The organism is Stenotrophomonas sp. 63632_Sma (assembly GCF_056482875.1).
In genome coordinates this window covers 2,573,026-2,592,635 of the sequence record NZ_CM151220.1, presented here as the reverse complement: position 1 = coordinate 2,592,635, position 19,610 = coordinate 2,573,026, and the positions used below count along the sequence as shown (strand labels likewise).

Below are 19,610 nucleotides of genomic sequence, written 5' to 3'. Positions count from 1 at the left end.
TCACAACTTGAAAGCAATACCCACGTCATTCCACAGCCTTGGAGCCATGTATGACCGTCGGTAGCGATCCTGTTGTCCGCAGCACTGCCCGTCCGGGTCGCGTCATCAGCGACTGGACGCCGGAGGACCCCGGCTACTGGGAGCTCACCGGCAAGCGGGTCGCCACCCGCAACCTGGTCATCTCGATCCCCTCGCTGCTGCTGGCCTTCTCGGTCTGGGTGCTGTTCTCGGCGGTGTCGATCAGCCTGCCGAAGATCGGCTTCAACTTCAGCACCGACCAGCTGTTCTGGCTGGTGGCGCTGCCCAGCCTGTCCGGCGCCACGCTGCGCATCTTCTATTCGTTCGTGATCCCGATTTTCGGCGGCCGCCGCTGGACCGCGCTGTCGACCGCGTCGCTGCTGGCACCGACGCTCTGGCTCGGCTTCGCGGTACAGGACCCGGCCACGCCGTACGGGGTGTTCGTGGCCATCGCGATCCTGTGTGGGTTCGGTGGCGCGAACTTCTCGTCGTCGATGTCCAACATCTCCTTCTTCTACCCCAAGCAGAAGCAGGGCCTGGCGCTGGGCCTGAACGCCGGCCTGGGCAATGTGGGCGTGTCGGTGGCGCAGGCGGTGATCCCGCTGGTCATCACCGTGGGCGTGTTCGGTGCGCTGGGTGGTGCGCCGCAGCCCACGGTGGAGGGTGGGGCGCCGCTGTTCCTGCAGAACGCCGGTTTCATCTGGGTGCCGGCCATCGCGCTGTGCGCCATCGCGGCCTGGTTCGGCATGAACGACCTGACCAGCGCCCGCTCGTCGTTCTCCGAGCAGGCGGTGATCTTCCGCCGCAAGCACAACTGGCTGATGTGCTGGTTGTACATCGGCACCTTCGGTTCCTACATCGGCTTCTCGGCCGGCTTCCCGATGCTGGTGAAGAGCCAGTTCCCGGACGTGAACCCGCTGGCCTACGCCTTCATCGGCCCGCTGCTGGGTGCGTTGATGCGTTCGGTGGGCGGCAGCATGGCCGACCGCTGGGGCGGCGCACGCCTGACTTTCTGGGTGTTCGCGCTGATGATCGCCGCCGTGTTCGGTGTGCTGCACTTCCTGTCCAGTCACGGCCAGGGCGGCAACTTCCATGGCTTCCTGCTCAGCTTCATGGCGCTGTTCGTGCTCAGTGGCATCGGCAACGGCACCACCTTCCGCATGATTCCGGTGATCTTCCGCACCCTGCATGAGCGCTGGTCGGCCAACGACAACGCCGAGGGCAAGGCTGCTGCTGCCCACCAGGCCAGCATCGAGTCGGCCGCGGTGGTCGGCTTCTCCGGTGCGATCGGCGCCTATGGCGGCTTCTTCATTCCCAAGAGCTACGGCTCGTCCATCACCTTGACCGGCAGCCCCGACATGGCGCTGTACGGATTCGTTGTTTTCTATGTCACCTGTCTGGCCGTGACCTGGTGGTGGTACTACCGGCGCGGTGCCGAGACACCCTGCTGACGACATGAAAACGCACCGCAGCCAGATGACACACACAGCCACGATGCCGATGTCCGCAAAGGGAGACCCCCGATGAGTTATTTCCTCGATCGCTTGCAGTTCTTCAAGCGTGACCCCCAGACCTTTGCCGATGGCCACGGATTCGCCAAGAGCGAAGGCCGTGACTGGGAAAACAGCTACCGCGCCCGTTGGCAGTACGACAAGATCGTGCGTTCCACCCACGGCGTGAACTGCACCGGTTCGTGCAGCTGGAAGATCTACGTCAAGAACGGCCTGGTCACCTGGGAAACGCAGCAGACCGACTACCCGCGTACGCGCCCGGACCTGCCCAACCACGAACCGCGTGGCTGCCCGCGTGGCGCCAGCTATTCCTGGTACCTGTACAGCGCCAACCGGCTGAAGTACCCGCTGATCCGCGGCACGCTGCTGCGCCTGTGGCGCGAGGCGCGCAAGAGCAAGGGCCCGGTCGATGCCTGGGCCAGCATCGTGGAGGACAAGGAAAAGGCGCGTTCGTACAAGACCCGCCGCGGCATGGGCGGCTTCGTGCGCCTGCAGTGGGAAGAGGCCAACGAGATCATCGCCGCCTCCAACCTGTACACGGTGAAGCAGTACGGCCCGGACCGCGTGGTCGGGTTCTCGCCGATTCCGGCGATGTCGATGGTGTCCTACGCCGCCGGCGCGCGTTACCTGTCGCTGCTGGGCGGCGCCTGCCTGTCCTTCTACGACTGGTACTGCGACCTTCCGCCGGCCTCGCCGCAGATCTGGGGCGAGCAGACCGACGTGCCCGAATCGGCCGACTGGTACAACAGCCGCTACATCATCGCCTGGGGCTCGAACGTGCCGCAGACGCGTACGCCCGATGCGCACTTCTTCACCGAGGCGCGCTACAACGGCACCAAGACGGTGGCGATCTGCCCGGACTATTCCGAGCTGGCCAAGCTGACCGATCACTGGCTGCACCCCAAGCAGGGCACCGATGCGGCGCTGGCCTTCGCCTTCGGCCATGTGATCCTGCGCGAGTTCCACGTCGATTCGCCCTCGCAGTACTTCCAGGACTATTGCCGGCAGTACTCGGACATGCCGATGCTGGTGCGCCTGGAGCGCCGCGACGACGGCCGCCTGGTGGCGGGCCGTTTCCTGCGTGCCAGTGAACTGGGCGGGCTGGGTGAAGCCAACAACCCGGACTGGAAGACGCTGGCCTATGACGAGACCAGCGGCCAGATCGTGGTGCCGAACGGCTCGATCGGCTTCCGCTGGGGCGAGAAGGGCAAGTGGAACATCGAGGAGAAGGAGAGCAAGGGCGCCGAGACGCGTCTGCGCCTGAGCCTGGCCGATGGCCATGAGGGCATCGAGGCGGTGAGCTTCCCGTACTTCGGTGGCATCGAGACCGACGGCTGGACCGCCGCGCCGGCCGACGACGTGCTTGAGCGCAACATTCCGGTGCGCCGGCTGGCCACGGCCGAGGGTGGCGAAACCCTGGTGGCCACGGTCTACGACCTGCTGCTGGCCCAGTACGGCGTGGACCGTGGCTTTGGCGGCGGCAATGTGGCATCGAGCTTCGACGACATGGTGCCGGGCACCCCAGCCTGGCAGGAGCGCATCACCGGCGTGTCGCGCGCCGAGGTGATCGAGATCGCCCGCGAGTTCGCACGTACCGCCGACAAGACCCATGGCCGTTCGATGATCATCGTCGGCGCCGGGATGAATCATTGGTTCCACAACGATATGAACTACCGCGGCCTGATCAACATGCTGATCATGTGCGGTTGCGTGGGCCAGACAGGTGGCGGCTGGGCGCATTACGTGGGCCAGGAAAAGCTGCGCCCGCAGACCGGCTGGCAGCCGCTGGCCTTCGGCCTGGATTGGAGCCGCCCGCCGCGCCACATGAACGGCACCTCGTTCTTCTACTTCAACACCGGGCAATGGCGCTACGAGAAGCTGCAGGTGGACGAGCTGCTGTCGCCGCTGGCGGATGCGAGCAAGTACAGCGGCAGCCTGGCCGACCTCAACCTGCGCGCGGTGCGCATGGGCTGGCTGCCGTGTGCGCCGCAGCTGGACCGCAACCCGCTGCAGCTGGTACGCGAGGCCGAAGCGGCGGGTGTTGCCCCGGCCGACTACGCGCTGGGCAAGTTCAAGGACGGCTCGCTGGACTTCGCCTTCGCCGATCCGGATGCACAGCAGAACCATCCGCGGATGATGTTCATCTGGCGCTCGAACCTGTTGGGTTCGTCGGGCAAGGGCCACGAGTACATGCTGCGGCACCTGCTCGGCACGCGTCATGGCCTGCAGGGCAAGGACCTTGGCGAGATGGGGGCGATCAAGCCGGAGGAAGTGACGTGGCGTGACGAGGCACCGGAAGGCAAGCTGGACCTGCTGGTCACGCTCGACTTCCGCATGTGCACCACCGCGCTGTACTCGGACATCGTGCTGCCCACGGCCACCTGGTACGAAAAGGACGACCTCAACACCTCGGACATGCACCCGTTCATCCACCCGCTGTCGAAGGCGGTGGATCCGGCCTGGGAATCGCGCAGCGACTGGGAGATCTTCAAGGAGGTCGCCCGCACCGTAAGCGAAATGGCGCCGGGTGTGCTGGGCGTGGAGAAGGATCTGGTGCTGGTGCCGACCCTGCATGACACCCCGAACGAGCTGGGCATGCCGTTCGGCGTGGCCGACTGGAAGAAGGGCGAGTGCGAGGCCATCCCGGGCCAGACCATGCCGTCGATGACGGTGGTGGAGCGCGACTACCCGAACCTGTACCGCAAGTTCACCTCGCTCGGCCCGCTGCTGGACAAGCTGGGCAACGGCGGCAAGGGCATGAGCTGGGACACGAAGCACGAGGTCGAATTCCTCGGCAAGCTCAACCACACCGTGCACGACGCGGGCGTGAGCCAGGGCCGCCCGGCCATTTCGACCGCGATCGACGCGGCCGAGGTGATCCTGCACCTGGCGCCGGAAACCAATGGCCACGTCGCAGTGAAGGCGTGGGAATCGCTGGGGACCTTCACCGGCCGCGAGCATACCCACCTGGCGGTGGGCAAGGAGCACGAGGCGATCCGCTTCCGTGACATCCAGGCACAGCCGCGCAAGATCATTTCCTCGCCGATCTGGTCGGGCCTGGAAGACGACAACGTCAGCTACAACGCCGGCTATACCAACGTGCACGAGCTGATTCCGTGGCGCACGGTGACCGGTCGCCAGCAGTTCTACCAGGACCACGAGTGGATGATCGACTTCGGCGAGGCCTTCATGGGCTACCGGCCGCCGGTCAACACGCGCACGGTGGAGCCGCTGCTGAACCAGCGCCCGAACGGCAACAAGGAGATCGTGCTGAACTGGATCACGCCACACCAGAAGTGGGGCATCCACAGCACCTACAGCGACAACCTGATCATGCAGACGCTGTCGCGCGGTGGCCCGATCGTGTGGCTGAGCGAGGACGACGCGCGCAGTGCCGGCATCGTCGACAACGACTGGATCGAGCTGTTCAACGTCAACGGTGCGATTGCCGCGCGTGCGGTGGTCAGCCAGCGCGTGATGCCGGGCATGGCGATGATGTACCACGCCCAGGAACGCATCATCAACGTGCCGGGCTCGGAGATTTCCGGGACCCGCGGCGGCATCCACAACTCGGTGACCCGCATCGTGCTCAAGCCCACCCACATGATCGGCGGCTACGCGCAGCTGGCGTACGGCTTCAACTACTACGGCACGTGCGGCACCAACCGCGACGAGTTCGTGATCGTGCGCAAGATGGACAAGGTCGATTGGTTGGACGATGAACAGCCCGCTGGCGCTTCGGCATCGGCCAGCAAGGAGATGGTGTGATGAAGGTCCGTGCACAGATCGCGATGGTGCTGAACCTGGACAAGTGCATCGGCTGCCATACCTGCTCGATCACCTGCAAGAACGTCTGGACCTCGCGCGAGGGCGTCGAGTACGCCTGGTTCAACAACGTGGAAACCAAGCCGGGCATCGGCTACCCCAAGGAATGGGAGAACCAGGACAAGTGGAACGGCGGCTGGGTACGCACCCGCGCCGGCAAGCTGGTGCCGCGTGCCGGTGGCCGCTGGCGCATGCTGGCCAAGATCTTCGCCAACCCGGACCTGCCACAGATCGACGACTACTACGAGCCGTTTGATTTCGACTACCAGAACCTGCACACCGCCAAGGACAGCCAGCACCAGCCCACCGCGCGGCCGCGTTCGCTGATCAGTGGCGAGCGCATGCAGAAGATCGAGTGGGGCCCGAACTGGGAGGAGATCCTGGGTTCGGAGTTCAGCAAGCGCTCGCGCGACTACAACTTCGACCAGGTGCAGAAGGAGATCTACGGCGCCTTCGAGAAGACCTTCATGATGTACCTGCCGCGCCTGTGCGAGCACTGCCTGAACCCTGCGTGCGTGTCGGCGTGCCCGTCGGGCGCGATCTACAAGCGCGAGGAAGACGGCATCGTGCTGATTGATCAGGACAAGTGCCGCGGTTGGCGCATGTGCGTCTCGGCCTGCCCGTACAAGAAGATCTACTACAACTGGAAGAGCGGCAAGTCGGAGAAGTGCATCTTCTGCTACCCGCGCATCGAGATGGGCGAGCCGACCGTGTGCTCGGAAACCTGCGTGGGCCGCATCCGCTACCTCGGCGTGATGCTGTACGACGCCGACCGCATCGCCGAGGCGGCCTCGGTGGCCGCCGAGAAGGACCTGTACCAGGCCCACCTGGACATCTTCCTGGACCCGAATGATCCGGCGGTGATCGCCGCCGCGCGCAAGGAAGGGATCCCGGACAGCTGGCTGGATGCGGCCAGGCAGTCGCCGGTGTACAAGCTGGCGATCGACTGGAAGCTGGCGCTGCCGCTGCACCCGGAATACCGCACGCTGCCGATGGTCTGGTATGTGCCACCGCTGTCTCCGATCCAGTCGGCCGCCGAACGTGGCCGCGTGGGCATGAGCGGTGAACTGCCGGACGTGGCCTCGCTGCGTATCCCGATGCGCTACCTGGCCAACCTGCTGACGGCGGGTGACGAGGCGCCGGTGGTGCGCGCGCTGGAGCGGCTGATGGCGATGCGTGCCTGGCGCCGGGCCAAGAACGTAGACGGCGTGGAAGACACCGCAGTGCTGGAGCAGACCGGGCTGAGCATTGCCCAGGTCGAAGAGATGTATCGCTACCTGGCCATCGCCAATTACGAGGACCGTTTCGTGATTCCCTCTGGCCACCGCGAGTACGCCAACGATGCCTTCGGCGAGCGCGGCGGCTGCGGCCTCACCTTCGGCAACGGCTGCAACGGTGACAGCCCGGCCGATCTGTTCGGCCAGCGCAAGAGCACAACGTTCGTGGTGGACAACGGCCCCAATCATCGCCGCAAGGAGGTGGTGTGATGAGCGTGCTCAAGCTGGTCGGGGTGTTGCTGGATTACCCCCGTGAAGAACTATGGCAGCACGGCGAAGAACTCCTCGCCGCCTGCGACGACCCGGCGCTGGGCGCCGCCCGCCGCCAGCAGCTGCGCAGCTTCGTGCAGCAGCTGCTGGCTACCGATGCGCTGGATGCGCAGGCGGCGTGGCTGGCCAGTTTCGACCGCGGCCGCTCGATGAGCCTGCTGCTGTTCGAACACATCCATGGCGAGTCGCGCGACCGCGGCCAGGCCATGGTCGATCTGGTCGAGACCTACCGCCGCAACGGCTTCGAACTGGATGCGCGCGAGCTGCCGGACTACCTGCCGCTGCTGCTGGAGTTCCTGGCCCATCGCCCTGGCAGCGAGGCCCGCGAGTGGCTGCACCACATCGGCCATATCGCCGGGATGCTGGCGGCGCGTGCCGCCGAGCGTGAGCTGCCGCACCGGGTGCTGTTCGAGATCCTGGTCGAAGCCGGCGACGGCAAGGCCGATCTGCAGGCGCTGCGCCAGCGTGCCAGCGAGGAAGTCCGCGACGATACCGCCGAGGCCATGGACCGCTTGTGGGAGGAGGAGGCGGTGCGCTTCGGCGCCGAAGCCCCTGCCGAGGACTGCAAGCCGCCCGTGCGTTCGCCGGCCCGTCCTTCGCATCGAGAGGTCCAGCCATGAGTTACTCCCTGCATCAATTCGCCTTCCAGCACTACCCATACATCGCCGTGGCGGTGCTGCTGATCGGCAGCTGGGCGCGCTACGACAAGGCCATGTACACCTGGCGCACCGGCTCCAGCCAGATGCTGTCAGACAAGGGCATGCGGATCGGCAGCAACTGCTTCCACATCGGCATCCTGGCCATCCTCGGTGGCCATCTGGTCGGCCTGCTGACCCCGCACGCGGTGTACGAGCACTTCATCACATCGTCGCAGAAGCAGATGCTGGCGATGGTGGTGGGCGGCGTGTTCGGCGCGCTGTGCTTCATCGGCATCAGCATCCTGCTGGTACGCCGCCTGTTCAATGCGCGTGTTCGGGCCACCGGCAGTTTCGGTGACACCCTGGTGCTGGTGCTGCTGTTCGCCCAGCTGTGCCTGGGCCTGTACAGCATCCGCGTCTCATCCGGCCACCTGGACGGTGGGGTGATGGTGCAGCTGGCCGAATGGGCGCAGCACATCGTGACCTTCCGCGCCGGTGCCGCCGACTACATCGAGGGCGTCAGCTGGGTCTACAAGATGCATATCTTCCTGGGCCTGACCCTGTTCCTGATCGCGCCGTTCACCCGCCTGGTGCACGTGTGGAGCATTCCGATCAGCTACCTGTGGCGGCCGTACCAGGTGGTGCGCCGCCGCCAGGCCACGCTGCGCTACGGTCCGCGGGAGTAAACCATGGGCAGCCTGCCGAAATTCCTGCCGATCACCGTGATCGACTCCACCGCACCGGTGCCTGCCGAGGCGCATTCGCATCACCACGACGCGGCAGAGCAGGGGCCGCGCTCGCTCGGGCAGCCGGCACCGTGCCGGCTGTTCGTGGACGAGACCGCGATCAGCGAGGCCGACATCGCCCGCGAGATGCAGCACCATCGGGCGATGCGCCCGGAACAGTCACGCGCCGAAGCGGCGCGTGCCCTGGTGGTGCGCGAGCTGCTGCGTCTGGAAGCGCAGCGGCTGGGCCTGCAGGCGCCGGAGGGCAACCGGGTCAGCGACGAGGAAGTGCTGATCCAGCAACTGCTGGAAGACGCGATCGAAGACCGCGTGCCGACCGACGAGGACTGCCGCCGCTACTTTGAGCAGAACCCGGAGCGCTTCCGCTCGCCTGACCGCGTGCGCCTGCGCCATATCCTGCTGGCGGCGGCGGCCGACGACGTGGCCGGGCGCTTCGCCGCACGCACCGAAGGCGAGCGGCTGGCCGGACTGCTGAAGGAGTCGCCGCACCTGTTCGCCGATTTTGCCCTGCGCCATTCGCGCTGCCCCTCCAGCAGCGAGGGCGGCGACCTGGGCTGGTTGCAGCGCGGGCAGACCACGCCGGAGTTCGACCGCCAGGTGTTCCGCCTGCGCGAGGGCCTGGCTGGATTCCCGGTGGAATCGCGCTGGGGCTACCACGTGGTCTGCGTCGATGCCCGCGAGGAAGGCCAGCCACAGTCGTTCGAGGCGGTGCTGCCGCAGCTGCGTGATTACCTGGAACTGCAGGTACGCCAGCGCGAGGTGCAGGCCTATCTGCTGCAGCTGCAGGAACGCTACCCGGTGCGCGGGCTGGATGAGATCGAAGCCGAAGCAGATATCGGCTGACCCCCATTGAACAAGGAGACCCCATGAACCAGGCCCTTGCCCCCGCCAGTGCCGGGCAGCAGCAGCGTGCGCTGTGGCTGAGCACGTTCGCCTTCACCGTGTGCTTCGCGGTGTGGATGATCTTTTCAATCATCGGCATCCAGATCAGTCAACAGCTCGGTTTGAATGACACCCAGTTCGGCCTGTTGATCGCCACGCCGGTACTGACCGGTTCGGTCAGCCGCGTCTTCCTCGGCATCTGGTCCGACCAGTTCGGTGGCCGCAAGGTGATGGTGCTGGTGATGCTGTGTGGCGCCGTGGCCACCTGGATGCTGACCTATGCGCAGACCTACACCCAGTTCCTGATCGCCGCGCTGTGCGTGGGCATCGCCGGCGGCAACTTCTCGGTGGGCGTGGCCTACGTCTCGAAGTGGTTCCCGGCCAGCAAGCAGGGCACCGCGCTGGGCATCTTCGGTGCCGGCAACATCGGCTCGGCGGTGACCAAGCTGTTGGCGCCGCTGGTGATGGTGGCCGCGGGTTGGACCATGGTTGCCAAGGTCTGGGCGGTCGCGCTGGCCGTCACTGCGGTGCTGTTCTTCCTCTTCAGCAAGGAAGACCCGTCGCTGGAGCAGCGCCGCCGCGAGGGCGTGAAGCCGGTTCCGTTCGCCGAGCAGATGGCGCCGCTGAAGAACCTGCAGGTGTGGCGGTTCTCGCTGTACTACTTCTTCGTGTTCGGCGGTTTCGTGGCGCTGGCGCTGTGGCTGCCGCACTATCTGGTGGGCGCCTACGGCATGGACGTGGGCCACGCCGGCATGCTGGCGGCGTGCTACTCGATCCCGGCCAGCCTGTTCCGCGTGGTCGGTGGCTGGATGTCGGACCGGATGGGCGCGCGGCGGGTGATGTACTGGACCTTCGGCGTGTCGGCCATCTGCACCTTCCTGCTGGCCTACCCGGATACCGAGTACGTGGTGAAGGGCATCCACGGCCCGATCCACTTCCATCTGGCCATCGGCGTGGTGATGTTCACCTTGCTGGTGTTCGTGCTGGGCTTCTTCATGTCGCTGGGCAAGGCAGCGGTCTACAAGCACATTCCGGTGTATTACCCCAAGCACGTGGGTGCAGTGGGCGGTGTGGTCGGCATGATCGGCGGCCTGGGTGGCTTCATCCTGCCGATCGTATTCGGGGCATTGAACGATGCCGTGGGCATCTGGAGCAGTTGTTTCATGCTGCTGTTCGTGCTGGTGGCGGCTGCACTGGCGTGGATGCACTTTGCGATCCGTCGCATGGAACGCCGTCACTTCCCGCAGATCGATCGCGAGACCGACCTGCCCGAAGCCATCGATGCGGCCGCCGCCGAGCGGGTGCGTGGCAGGTAAAGGGGGTTGCCGGCCAGCGGCCGGCACTACCGGGTAGCGGGTGAAAGGGTAGTGCCGGCCGCTGGCCGGCATGAACCCACCGATGCGCCACGCTTGATTTCAATCAGGGCCACGCGAAGAGGAACGCCCGAAGATGTGTGCCATGAGCTTCCACGTCGATGAGAGTGAGGACACTGCGCTGCAGGCGGCATTGCTGCGGCAACCCCGGCATGTGCTGTTTCCGCCGGCTGACCAGTTCAGCACCGGGTTTGGCGAAAGCGGCTGGCGCGCCGCCGTGCGCGCCAGCAATGAGCACCTGATCCCGCGTGGCTTGACGCTCGGCTTCCAGGCCGGTCGTGGTGGGCGCGATGTGCCGCCACAGGCGTATCTGGACATGTTGCTGCTGGCCCTGCAGCTGCAGGCCGATGCCCTGGCCGAGGACCGCGAAGTAGTGGCGATGGTGCTGCAGCTGGGCTTGGCCGAGACCTTGCCGCCACCCCAGCTGGGCCAGCTGCTGGATGCGGTGCCGCAGCACCTGCGCACCGTGGCACGGCCCCAGGTGGAAGTGCGCCTGGACGCGGGCAGCGCGCTGTCACCAGCGCAGCTGCGTGCGGTGGGCTGCACCCGCCTGAATGTGATCGACCGTGCCGATGCGCCGGGGCCGACCTTGCTGGCACAGGCGCGGCAGGTGGGTTTCACCGCGCGCTACTACCAGCTTCGGGTACCTGGGTCTGAGGATGTGGGTTTCATCGAGCGCCTGCACGAAGTGCTGGCCGAAGCACCCGAGCGCATCCTGCTGCCGGCACCGTGCGCGCTGCCGCAGCGTCCGTCGGCAGCGCATTGGCTGCAGGCCTGGCGGCTGCTGCGCGCGGCCGGTTACGAACCGATCGGTGGTGACCACTACCAGCGCGGCGACCTGCCCAACCCGCATGGGCCGGGTGACGGCCAGCGCCATTGCGACCTGGCGGGTGTGCCACGGCGTGACCGCAGTGATTTCATCGGGCTCGGCCTGTCCGCCTGCAGCCAGATCGGCGAAGTGTTCTACCGGCTGGAGGACGAGCTGGGTGAATGGCGGGCGCGCCTGCAGTCCGGTCACATGGGCGTGGCCGCGGGCCTGATCCTGTCCGAGGACGAGCGGATGGCGGCCGAGGTGGCGCAGAGCATCGCCTGCGATCATGCGCTCGATGCGGCCGCCTTCGAGTGGCGCAATGATGAACCGTTCGAAGAATGCTTCGCCGAACAGCTGCCGGCGCTGTCGCCGCTGCTGGCGCGCGGCTGGGCGCAGTGGGATGCACGCGTGCTGCGGCTGGCCGAAGAAGGGCGGTTGCTGTGGCGTATGATGGCCGCATGCTTCCGGCCGGCGGCCGCCATCGCTTGAGTCCTGCCCCGATGTCTTCAACTCCGCCTTCCCAGGGTCGCCTCGGCCGGGCCACGCCGAACCCCGCCGCCGCCGATGATGGCGACGCGCTGCACTTCTGCAGTACCTGTGCATTTTCCGATGCCTGCATGTCGCAGGGTTATGACAAGACTGCGTTGGGCGATCTGCACGTCCTGGTCGACCACGTTGGCCCGTTCCATGCGGGTGACTACATCTTCCGCGCTGGCGAATCGTTCGATTCGATTGCTGCGGTGCGCGCCGGTATGGTCAAGACCTTCGTCGATGACAGCCAGGGCAACGAGCAGGTGCTGGGCTTCAGCCTGCCGGGCGAAGTGATCGGCCTCAATGCGATCCACGGTTCGCGCTTCCCCTGCAATGCAGTGGCGCTGGACACCGTGCACCTGTGCCGCATCTCGTTCCCCAAGCTGAGCCTGCTGGCCACGCGCATGCCGGGGCTGCAGGCCAAGCTGTTCAGCCTGCTCAGTGCGGAGATCGGCAAAGTCGCCACGCTGGCCGCCAACCACCGTACCGAAGAGCGCATGGCCGCGTTCCTGCTGGACATGTCCGAGCGTTACGCGCGGCGTGGTTTTTCTGCCACGCGCTTCAACCTGACGATGGCACGCACCGAGATCGCCAACTACCTGCGGATGGCGCCGGAAACCGCCAGCCGCGTGCTGCGCCGCCTGAGCGATGATGGGATCATCGCGGTGAAGCAGCGCGAGATCCTGCTGCTGCAGCCCGAGCGCCTGGCGGCGCTGGCGGTGGCCGACGAATCCGATTCGAACTGAACCTGGCCGGGAGCCGACGATGAAACGCGCTGGACTGTTGTTGCTGGGACTGCTGGCCACGCTGCCGGCCTGGGCCGCCGAGCTGACGGTGTCGGCGGCATCGAGCCTGACCGAGAGCTTCCGTGAACTCGGCACCGCCTATGAGAAGGCACACCCGGGAACCAAGGTCGATTTCAACTTCGCCGCGTCCGGCGTACTGCTGCAGCAGATCAGCCGTGGCGCGCCGGTGGACGTGTTCGCCTCGGCCGATGAAACCACGATGGACCAAGCCCAGCAGCAGGACCTGCTGGCGGCCGGTACCCGCGAGGTGTTCGCGGTGAACGCGCTGTGGGTGGTGGTGCCGCCGCAGGCCAAGGCCGCGCCGCGTACCCTGAAGGACCTGGCCGGTGGCAGCGTGCAGCGCATCGCACTGGGCAACCCGGACAGCGTGCCGGTCGGCCGCTACGCCAAGGGCGCGCTGGAAGCGGCGGGCCTGTGGCCGTCGGTGCAGGGAAAGACCATCACCACGCAGAACGTGCGCCAGTCGCTGGATTACGTGGCGCGCGGTGAAGTGGACGCCGGCTTCGTCTATGCCACCGATGCGCAGGCCATGCCCGACCGCGTGCGCCGCGCTTTCGCGGTGCCGGTGGCCGGGCGCATCGCCTATCCGCTGGCGGTGACCAAGGCCAGCGCGCAGCCGGCCGAGGCCAAACGCTTCGCCACCTTCGTGCGTTCGACGCAGGGCCAGGCGATCCTTGCCAGGCACGGGTTCGGCAAGCCCTGAGGCATGGATCTCGACTGGAGCGCGCTCGGGTTGTCGCTGAAGGTGGCCGGTTGGGCCACTGCGATCAATCTGGTGCTGGGCGTTGGTCTGGGCGCGCTGCTGGCGCGCCGTCGCTTTCCCGGACGCGAGCTGCTGGATTCGGTGCTGACCCTGCCGATGGTGCTGCCGCCGACCGTGCTGGGCTATTACCTGCTGGTGCTGATCGGCCGTAACGGACCGATCGGTGCGTGGCTGCAGTCGTGGTTCGGCATCAACCTGGTGTTTACCTGGCAGGCGGCGGTGATCGCTGCGGCGGTGGCCTCGCTGCCGCTGGTGTTCAAGCCGGCACGCGCGGCGTTCGAGGAAGTGGACGGACAGCTGGAGCAGGCCGCACGCACGCTTGGTGTGTCCGAAGCGGCGGTGTTCTTCCGCATCACGCTGCCACTGGCCTGGCGCGGCATCCTCGCCGGCCTGCTGCTGGCGTTTGCACGTGCGATGGGCGAGTTCGGCGCCACTCTGATGGTGGCTGGCAGCATTCCGGGCCGCACGCAGACGCTGTCGATCGCCATCTACGAGGCGGTGCAGGCCGGCCAGGACGGCAAGGCCAATGCGCTGGTGATCCTGACCTCGGTGGTGTGCATCGTGATCCTGCTGCTGGCCGCACGGCTGGTGGGCGGGCGTCGCCGGGAGCTGCGCGATGTGGCTTGACCTGCAGGTGCAGCGCCGACTGCAGGCGGCCGGCCAGAGTTTCGTGCTGGACGTAGCTTTGCAGTGCACGCAACGGCAGGTGGTGCTGTTCGGGCCCTCGGGCGCGGGCAAGAGCCTGACCCTGAAGGCAGTGGCCGGGCTGCTGAGGCCGGGCCAGGGCCACGTGCGCCTGCAGGGGCAGACCTTGTTTGACGCGGCGACCGGCGTGGACCTGCCACCGCAGCGCCGCCGGCTGGGCTATGTCTTCCAGGACTATGCGTTGTTCCCACACCTGAGCGTGCGCCAGAACGTGGCGTTCGGTCTGCAGAAGGGCTGGTTGAATCCGCGCGTGGGCCAGCGCTTCGATGCGGTGGAGCAGTGGTTGCACGCATTCCGCATCGACACGGTGGGCGATCTGCTGCCCTCACAGGTATCCGGGGGACAGCGCCAGCGTACCGCCCTGGCACGCGCCCTGGTGACGCAGCCGCAGGCGCTGCTGCTGGATGAGCCGTTCTCCGCGCTGGACCATGATCTGCGCCAGCACCTGCGCCAGGAGCTTGAGACCGTGCTGGACAAGACCGGCATTCCGTTGCTGTTGATCAGCCACGACCCGCAGGATGTGGCCATGTTCGGCCAGCAGGTAGCACGCGTGGTGGATGGTCGTATCGTCGGCGGTTGACCCGCGATGGACGCAAGGGCGATGGATGGCTACATCTGATGGTAGTGTAGACCGCTGGTAGCCAACCATGGAATCCGGAGCAGCAAGCCCGGCGGTACTCTACCGGTTCAGGAGTTCCGCGACGCTCAGGCGATGAATGGTTGCATCTGATGGTAGTGTAGGCCGCTGGCCGGCAACCATGGAATCTGGGGCAGCAAGCCAGCGGTAGCTCTACCGGTTCAGGAGTTCCGCGACGCTCAGGCGATGAATGGTTGCATCTGATGGTCGTGCCGGCCGCTGGCCAACCATGGAATCTGGGGCAGCAAGCCGGCCAGCGGCTACCTACCGGTTCAGGAGTTCCGCGACGCTCAAGCGATGAATGGTTGCATCTGATGGTAGTCTTGACCGCTGGCCTACAACCACGGAATCTGGGGCAGCAAGCCAGCGGTACCTCTACCAATCCAGCGTTCGCGCAATCCAGTGGAATGGATCAATACAGCTCGCAGTGCGTGCGGCCTTCACCCCGCAGCGCGTCCCAGTGCCCTTCGCCACTGATGGCATCGATGGCCTCGCGCACCGCGCCTTCCAGGTGGCTCTTGTTACCGCACAGGTACAGATGCCCGCCACGGGCCAGCACATCGCGCACTTCGTCGGCGCGCTGCTGCAGCACATGCTGCACATAGACCTTCTCGGCCCCATCGCGCGAGAACGCGGTATGCAGGCCGGCCAGCACACCGCGCGCGCGCCAGTCCTGCAGCTGCTCGCGGTACAGGTAATCGTGCTGGCTGTGCTTCTCGCCGAACACCAGGTGCACCTCGCGTTCGCAGGCGTTGGCTTGCAGCTCCTGCATCAGGCCCATCAACGGCGCGATGCCAGTGCCGGTGCCAACCAGCAGCAATGGCGCTTCGCCGGTATCGGGCAGATGGAAGCCGGGATTGGAACGGCAGTACACGCGCGCGTGGTCGCCGCCGTGCAGCAGACTGCCGGTGGCAGTGCCGAAGCGCTCGCGACCGCGCAGGGTGTAGCGCACTTCGCGCACGCACAGGCTCAGCTGGTCGTCGCAGGGGTGCGAGGCGATCGAATAGGCGCGCGGCAGGCGCGGTGACAGCAGCTCGCGCAGGCGGGCCAGCGGCACGCTGGCCGGCGTGGCGTGGTCCTGCAGCACGTCCAGCAGGTCCAGCCCGTGCAGGTAGGCGTCCAGCTCGCGCTTCTGGCTGACCTTCAACAGGCCCTTCAGCACCTCGCTGCCGCCCAATTTGGCCAGTTCGCGCAGCACGCCCTTGCTCAGCAGGCGCAGCTCGCGGTCGTGCAGTGCGGCCACAGCGGCGGAGTCGCCGTACCAGGTGGCCAATGCCTGCAGCAGCGCAGGGTCGTTCTCCGGCACCACGTGCAGGGTGTCACCGGCGCGATACGCCATGCCACTGCCGGCAATGTCCAGCTGCAGGTGCCAGGCGGCCGGGTCGCTGCTGTTCAAGCGGCGGCGTTCGAGAATGCGGGCGGCAAAGGCATTGTCTTCGCCATAGGCGGTGACCTGCAGGTGCAGGTCCTGGCCAGCGTTGAGGTCGCCATCCAGAACCTGGCCCAGCACCGGCTGCCATTGCTGGAAGAACTGCTCGTAACCCAGGTCGGCATCCACGCGGTGCAGCAGCGGCTGCGCCTGGCGCTCGCTCAGCGCGGCATCCAGCGCCTTGGTGAAGCCACAGAAGCTGGGGTAGCCGGTGTCACCGAGGCCGAACACCGCATAGCGCAGGCCACTCAGTGTCGGGGTCTGGCGCAGCGTTTCGAAGAACTGCTCGCCGTTGGCTGGCGGTTCGCCGTCACCGAAGGAACTGGAGATCGCCAGCAGCACATCGCCGTGGCCGAGGCTGGCCACGTCGATATCGTTGAACGGGAGCACCTGCGGCGCGTGCGGCTGCAGGTCCGCGCCCAGGCGCTGGGCCAGGGCGCGGGCATTGCCCGACTCGGACGCGAAACCCACCAGCAGGCGGCTGAAGGGCGTACTGGTCGGGAGGGCGTTCACGCGGCCTCGTAGAAGTCGTCGAACTTTTCCTTGCTGAACTCGACCAGGTCGTAGTTCTGCATCAGGTCGTTCACCACGCGGCGGATGCTGATGTACGAGGTGATGTTGCCCTCGGCATCGAACAGCGGTTGCACGGTGGTGTCGACCACGTAGAGCACGCCACCCTTGCCAAGGTTGGGCACGATGCCGGTCCAGGTCTTGCCGGCCTTGATGGTGTCCCACATGTCCTTGTAGACCGCCTTGGGCACATCCGGATGGCGCACGATGCTGTGCGGCTGGCCGATCAGCTCCTCGCGGGCGAAGCCGGTGAGCGTGCAGAACAGGTCGTTGGCGTAGGTGATGTTGCCCTGCAGGTCGGTGGTCGAGATCACCATGACGTTCTGCATGGCATTCAGCAGCTGGGCGTTGTCGGGGGTGTAGCTCATCGCAGGTCCTTTGGATGCCGGTGACGCCGGCGTATTGGGTTCCTGCATAGAGATACGCCCGCGCAGCGGCGGGCGGATTGACATTGATCAAGCGGGTGGCTGGATCGGCTGCGACCGGGTGTCGCAGGGAGCGTTCACTGCTGCAGGGGAAAGCCGATCGTCTCGTAGCAATGCCGCATCAGGTGGCGGCCTCCCTCATTGTTGTGCAAGGTGTCCGCGTCACCGAAGAACCGCAGCAGCGCTCCCCCGGTCGTACTGCCTGCATGCGCGGAGCGCCTGGCTGCCGATGGCAGAAACGGATCAGCTCGCGGATCGTGTCCGCCAGGCAGATCCGCACGTGCAACGGCGCGTTCGATCATCAGCTGGGCACATGCGCCTGCCAGATAGGCGTCTGGTTCGCGCTGCCCGCCGCGCCGAGGCTGTCCTGCCAATGCGGTGGCGATATGCTGGAACTCATGGGCGGTGGTGGCGATCACGCGCCTGCGCAGCGAGTCGGTGTCGGGACCGGAGGGAAACCAGAAGCTGACCATCTGGCCCTGCGGCTCTGGTCCTGGCAGCTGTCGCCAGATGCCGCCTCCGTCACTTACGATCGTGAGCTGATAGCGCATTGGTGTCCGTTCCTGCCCATTGGCCTGGAGCGGCAATCCAGCGGATCGTGCGGCGGCCTCGCAGAGCCGCGACGCCTGCATGGCTGAAAGCGCTCGATCTTCCCAGAGGACTCGAGTTGCGACGGATGACCATCCGCACTCGATGGATCGATTGGGATACTCCGAGCTTTCTGGACCGGGTAGCACCGACACTGTGCTGATCTTCAGATGTGAGGTAGGGCCTCGCAGCAGGGTGGCATACCCTCCATCGGTACTGACCAGGTTCCGGGGAGGCAGCTGGATGGATTGGCACGCACTTGTGGCCAGAAGGATTGCCGCCAGCCCAGCATAGAGCCCGAGGGGGAGGCCCGGTTGGGTACGCCTGGACTGACGGCGCTGCATCAGAGGGGCAGCCCGCGAGTAGATGTGAGGGTGATACCGATTGCTGCCACGACAACTCGCAGATTGCTCATTGGTACTCTCCACGTTGGACGTCGATTGACCGATCAGCTCAACCCGCTGATTCGGCAGTCGATCCGTACCGGCTCAGGCTCGATCAGGCAATCGGAATTTTTTCAAACACCTCCAGTAGGTGGCTCCGGGCCACGTTTGAGGCGGCACGCAAATGTGCAGGTCGAGCTGATAGCGACCGTCGCGCTTCCAGTCACACACACGCGGGGAACTCGCGCGTGCGTCAGCCCATCAGATAGCGCAGCACACCGGCCGATACCACGCCGATCAGCACCGTCGGCAGCATCGACAGCCGCGTGGCGGCCAGCAGGGTGATCGCCAGCGCGGCGAGGTCGGCGGGCTTGTCGGCGACGAAGTCGGGCGCGATCACCGAGATCAGCACGCAGCCCGGCGCGGCTTCCATCACCGTCACTGCGCGCTTGCTCAGCGTGCGGTTGCGCAGCGCGAGGAAGCCGATGATGCGGGTCAGGTAGGTGGCAGCGGCCATCAGCACGATGGTCAGCACCGAGGTCCAGTGGATCAGGCCGTTGAAGATCATGCTGCGTCCTCCGCCAGCAGCCAGGCGGCCGCCAGGCCGGCCAGTGCGCCACTGGCCACGTACCACGCACCCGGCACCAGCAGGTAGGTGGCAGCGGCCACCACCAGGCTGACCAGCCACGGGCGCGCTGCTTTCATGCCCTGCCACATGCCGCGCAGCAGCACCAGGAACACGGCCGGGAAGGCCATGTCGAAACCATAGGCGTGGATGTCGACCAGCATCGGGCCGACGATCGCGCCCAGCGCGGTACAGGCCACCCAGACCGTGTACAGGCCTGCCGACACGCCCAGGTAATAGGCCAGGCTGAAGCCGAGCGCACGGCGGCGCGCATCGGCCACGCCCATCGCCCAGCTCTCGTCGCACATGAAGAACAGCGCCGGCAGCACGCGGCGGCGCGGCAGGTGCTGCAGCAGCGGGGCCAGGCTGGCGCCCATCAGCAGGTGGCGGCTGTTGACCAGCGCGGTGATCGCCACGATCAGCGCGATATGCAGCGGCGAGGTCCACAGTTCGACGGCGGCGAACTCCGAGCCACCGGCGAAGTTGAGGCCGGTCATCAGCGGCACTTCCAGGGCGCTGAGGCCTTTCTGGGCGGCCTGGGCGCCGAGCACCAGGGCGAAGGGAATGAAGCCGATCATCACCGGTACGGCGGCGCGCAGGCCGCGCAGGAATTCGGCGCGCGGGGCGGTATCGCAGGTATCGGGCAGGGGGAGGGTGGTACGGGCGTCCATGGAACGGCACAACGAGGTGGGGGTGGCCCATGCTAGCGGTCCGATCGCGAAATCGGGTTGCGTTGATGCCATTCAATTCGGGAATATTGAGATTCCATGCGGCTAAGGTCGCCAAAGGTGAAATCC

General features: G+C 66.3%; 17 protein-coding genes. 12 read left to right on the top strand and 5 right to left on the bottom strand.

Annotation, left to right across the window (positions count from 1 at the left end; translation table 11 throughout):
• Nucleotides 1-50: 50 nt before the first annotated feature.
• The 12 genes from ACZK45_RS12020 (at nucleotide 51) to ACZK45_RS11965 (ending at nucleotide 14,736) form a co-directional block, all read left to right on the top strand.
• A complete protein-coding gene (locus ACZK45_RS12020) occupies nucleotides 51-1,469 on the top strand; it encodes a NarK family nitrate/nitrite MFS transporter (RefSeq protein WP_253145112.1) in 1,419 nt (472 codons plus the stop codon).
• A gap of 72 nt (nucleotides 1,470-1,541) precedes the next feature.
• Nucleotides 1,542-5,297: a nitrate reductase subunit alpha gene (locus ACZK45_RS12015; RefSeq protein ID WP_478444723.1), complete on the top strand. Its 3,756-nt coding sequence runs from the start codon at nucleotides 1,542-1,544 to the stop codon at nucleotides 5,295-5,297.
• A complete protein-coding gene (narH, locus tag ACZK45_RS12010; RefSeq protein ID WP_478444722.1) occupies nucleotides 5,297-6,841 on the top strand; it encodes a nitrate reductase subunit beta in 1,545 nt (514 codons plus the stop codon). Before ACZK45_RS12015 ends, narH begins: the two co-directional genes overlap by 1 nt.
• On the top strand, nucleotides 6,841-7,521 hold the full coding sequence (gene narJ, locus ACZK45_RS12005) for a nitrate reductase molybdenum cofactor assembly chaperone (RefSeq protein ID WP_065723459.1): 681 nt from the start codon (nucleotides 6,841-6,843) through the stop codon (nucleotides 7,519-7,521). The genes narH and narJ overlap by 1 nt, the downstream gene beginning before the upstream one ends.
• Nucleotides 7,518-8,225 carry a respiratory nitrate reductase subunit gamma gene (gene narI, locus ACZK45_RS12000; protein ID WP_180838504.1) on the top strand — a complete coding sequence of 236 codons (708 nt, stop codon included), beginning with the start codon at nucleotides 7,518-7,520 and terminating at the stop codon, nucleotides 8,223-8,225. The genes narJ and narI overlap by 4 nt, the downstream gene beginning before the upstream one ends.
• Before the next feature lie 3 nt (nucleotides 8,226-8,228).
• Complete coding sequence (locus ACZK45_RS11995; protein ID WP_180838503.1) at nucleotides 8,229-9,128, top strand: peptidylprolyl isomerase; 900 nt, start codon at nucleotides 8,229-8,231, stop codon at nucleotides 9,126-9,128.
• Between the two features lie 23 nt (nucleotides 9,129-9,151).
• Nucleotides 9,152-10,483 (top strand): MFS transporter, encoded by a 1,332-nt coding sequence (locus tag ACZK45_RS11990; RefSeq protein ID WP_478444721.1) that lies wholly within the window; start codon nucleotides 9,152-9,154, stop codon nucleotides 10,481-10,483.
• Between the two features lie 142 nt (nucleotides 10,484-10,625).
• Nucleotides 10,626-11,840: an oxygen-independent coproporphyrinogen III oxidase gene (locus ACZK45_RS11985; protein WP_253143252.1), complete on the top strand. Its 1,215-nt coding sequence runs from the start codon at nucleotides 10,626-10,628 to the stop codon at nucleotides 11,838-11,840.
• Nucleotides 11,841-11,851: 11 nt separating this feature from the next.
• Entirely contained in the window at nucleotides 11,852-12,628 is a 777-nt protein-coding gene (locus ACZK45_RS11980) for a helix-turn-helix domain-containing protein (RefSeq protein ID WP_049401325.1), read from the top strand.
• 19 nt (nucleotides 12,629-12,647) lie between these two features.
• Complete coding sequence (modA, locus tag ACZK45_RS11975; RefSeq protein ID WP_478444720.1) at nucleotides 12,648-13,391, top strand: molybdate ABC transporter substrate-binding protein; 744 nt, start codon at nucleotides 12,648-12,650, stop codon at nucleotides 13,389-13,391.
• A 3-nt stretch (nucleotides 13,392-13,394) separates the two neighbouring features.
• Complete coding sequence (gene modB, locus ACZK45_RS11970; RefSeq protein ID WP_337302770.1) at nucleotides 13,395-14,078, top strand: molybdate ABC transporter permease subunit; 684 nt, start codon at nucleotides 13,395-13,397, stop codon at nucleotides 14,076-14,078.
• Nucleotides 14,068-14,736, top strand: a complete 669-nt coding sequence (locus tag ACZK45_RS11965; protein ID WP_478444719.1) for an ATP-binding cassette domain-containing protein — start codon at nucleotides 14,068-14,070, stop codon at nucleotides 14,734-14,736. Before modB ends, ACZK45_RS11965 begins: the two co-directional genes overlap by 11 nt.
• 469 nt (nucleotides 14,737-15,205) lie before the next feature.
• Here ACZK45_RS11965 and ACZK45_RS11960 read toward each other — a convergent pair whose 3' ends face one another.
• The 5 genes from ACZK45_RS11960 to ACZK45_RS11940 form a co-directional block, all read right to left on the bottom strand.
• Nucleotides 15,206-16,735: a diflavin oxidoreductase gene (locus ACZK45_RS11960; RefSeq protein WP_478444718.1), complete on the bottom strand. Its 1,530-nt coding sequence runs from the start codon at nucleotides 16,733-16,735 to the stop codon at nucleotides 15,206-15,208.
• Nucleotides 16,732-17,160: a PAS domain-containing protein gene (locus ACZK45_RS11955; protein WP_032128130.1), complete on the bottom strand. Its 429-nt coding sequence runs from the start codon at nucleotides 17,158-17,160 to the stop codon at nucleotides 16,732-16,734. Before ACZK45_RS11955 ends, ACZK45_RS11960 begins: the two co-directional genes overlap by 4 nt.
• Nucleotides 17,161-17,294: 134 nt before the next feature.
• Nucleotides 17,295-17,768: a hypothetical protein gene (locus tag ACZK45_RS11950; protein WP_478444717.1), complete on the bottom strand. Its 474-nt coding sequence runs from the start codon at nucleotides 17,766-17,768 to the stop codon at nucleotides 17,295-17,297.
• Nucleotides 17,769-18,441: 673 nt separating this feature from the next.
• On the bottom strand, nucleotides 18,442-18,756 hold the full coding sequence (locus tag ACZK45_RS11945) for an AzlD family protein (protein ID WP_032128129.1): 315 nt from the start codon (nucleotides 18,754-18,756) through the stop codon (nucleotides 18,442-18,444).
• Nucleotides 18,753-19,484, bottom strand: coding sequence for an AzlC family ABC transporter permease (locus ACZK45_RS11940; protein WP_253143250.1), 732 nt, complete (start codon nucleotides 19,482-19,484; stop codon nucleotides 18,753-18,755). Before ACZK45_RS11940 ends, ACZK45_RS11945 begins: the two co-directional genes overlap by 4 nt.
• Between the last annotated feature and the right edge of the window lie 126 nt (nucleotides 19,485-19,610).

Excerpts from the sequence above, each read along its gene's own strand:
- ACZK45_RS11950 (WP_478444717.1), bottom strand. The coding sequence starts at position 17,768 with ATGCGCTATCAGCTCACGATCGTAAGTGACGGAGGCGGCATCTGGCGA.
- ACZK45_RS11990 (WP_478444721.1), top strand. The coding sequence starts at position 9,152 with ATGAACCAGGCCCTTGCCCCCGCCAGTGCCGGGCAGCAGCAGCGTGCG.
- ACZK45_RS11940 (WP_253143250.1), bottom strand. The coding sequence starts at position 19,484 with ATGGACGCCCGTACCACCCTCCCCCTGCCCGATACCTGCGATACCGCC.
- ACZK45_RS11945 (WP_032128129.1), bottom strand. The coding sequence starts at position 18,756 with ATGATCTTCAACGGCCTGATCCACTGGACCTCGGTGCTGACCATCGTG.
- modB (WP_337302770.1), top strand. The coding sequence starts at position 13,395 with ATGGATCTCGACTGGAGCGCGCTCGGGTTGTCGCTGAAGGTGGCCGGT.
- ACZK45_RS11980 (WP_049401325.1), top strand. The coding sequence starts at position 11,852 with ATGTCTTCAACTCCGCCTTCCCAGGGTCGCCTCGGCCGGGCCACGCCG.
- ACZK45_RS11985 (WP_253143252.1), top strand. The coding sequence starts at position 10,626 with ATGAGCTTCCACGTCGATGAGAGTGAGGACACTGCGCTGCAGGCGGCA.
- modA (WP_478444720.1), top strand. The coding sequence starts at position 12,648 with ATGAAACGCGCTGGACTGTTGTTGCTGGGACTGCTGGCCACGCTGCCG.
- ACZK45_RS11995 (WP_180838503.1), top strand. The coding sequence starts at position 8,229 with ATGGGCAGCCTGCCGAAATTCCTGCCGATCACCGTGATCGACTCCACC.
- narH (WP_478444722.1), top strand. The coding sequence starts at position 5,297 with ATGAAGGTCCGTGCACAGATCGCGATGGTGCTGAACCTGGACAAGTGC.
- ACZK45_RS11965 (WP_478444719.1), top strand. The coding sequence starts at position 14,068 with ATGTGGCTTGACCTGCAGGTGCAGCGCCGACTGCAGGCGGCCGGCCAG.
- ACZK45_RS11955 (WP_032128130.1), bottom strand. The coding sequence starts at position 17,160 with ATGAGCTACACCCCCGACAACGCCCAGCTGCTGAATGCCATGCAGAAC.
- narI (WP_180838504.1), top strand. The coding sequence starts at position 7,518 with ATGAGTTACTCCCTGCATCAATTCGCCTTCCAGCACTACCCATACATC.
- narJ (WP_065723459.1), top strand. The coding sequence starts at position 6,841 with ATGAGCGTGCTCAAGCTGGTCGGGGTGTTGCTGGATTACCCCCGTGAA.
- ACZK45_RS12015 (WP_478444723.1), top strand. The coding sequence starts at position 1,542 with ATGAGTTATTTCCTCGATCGCTTGCAGTTCTTCAAGCGTGACCCCCAG.
- ACZK45_RS12020 (WP_253145112.1), top strand. The coding sequence starts at position 51 with ATGACCGTCGGTAGCGATCCTGTTGTCCGCAGCACTGCCCGTCCGGGT.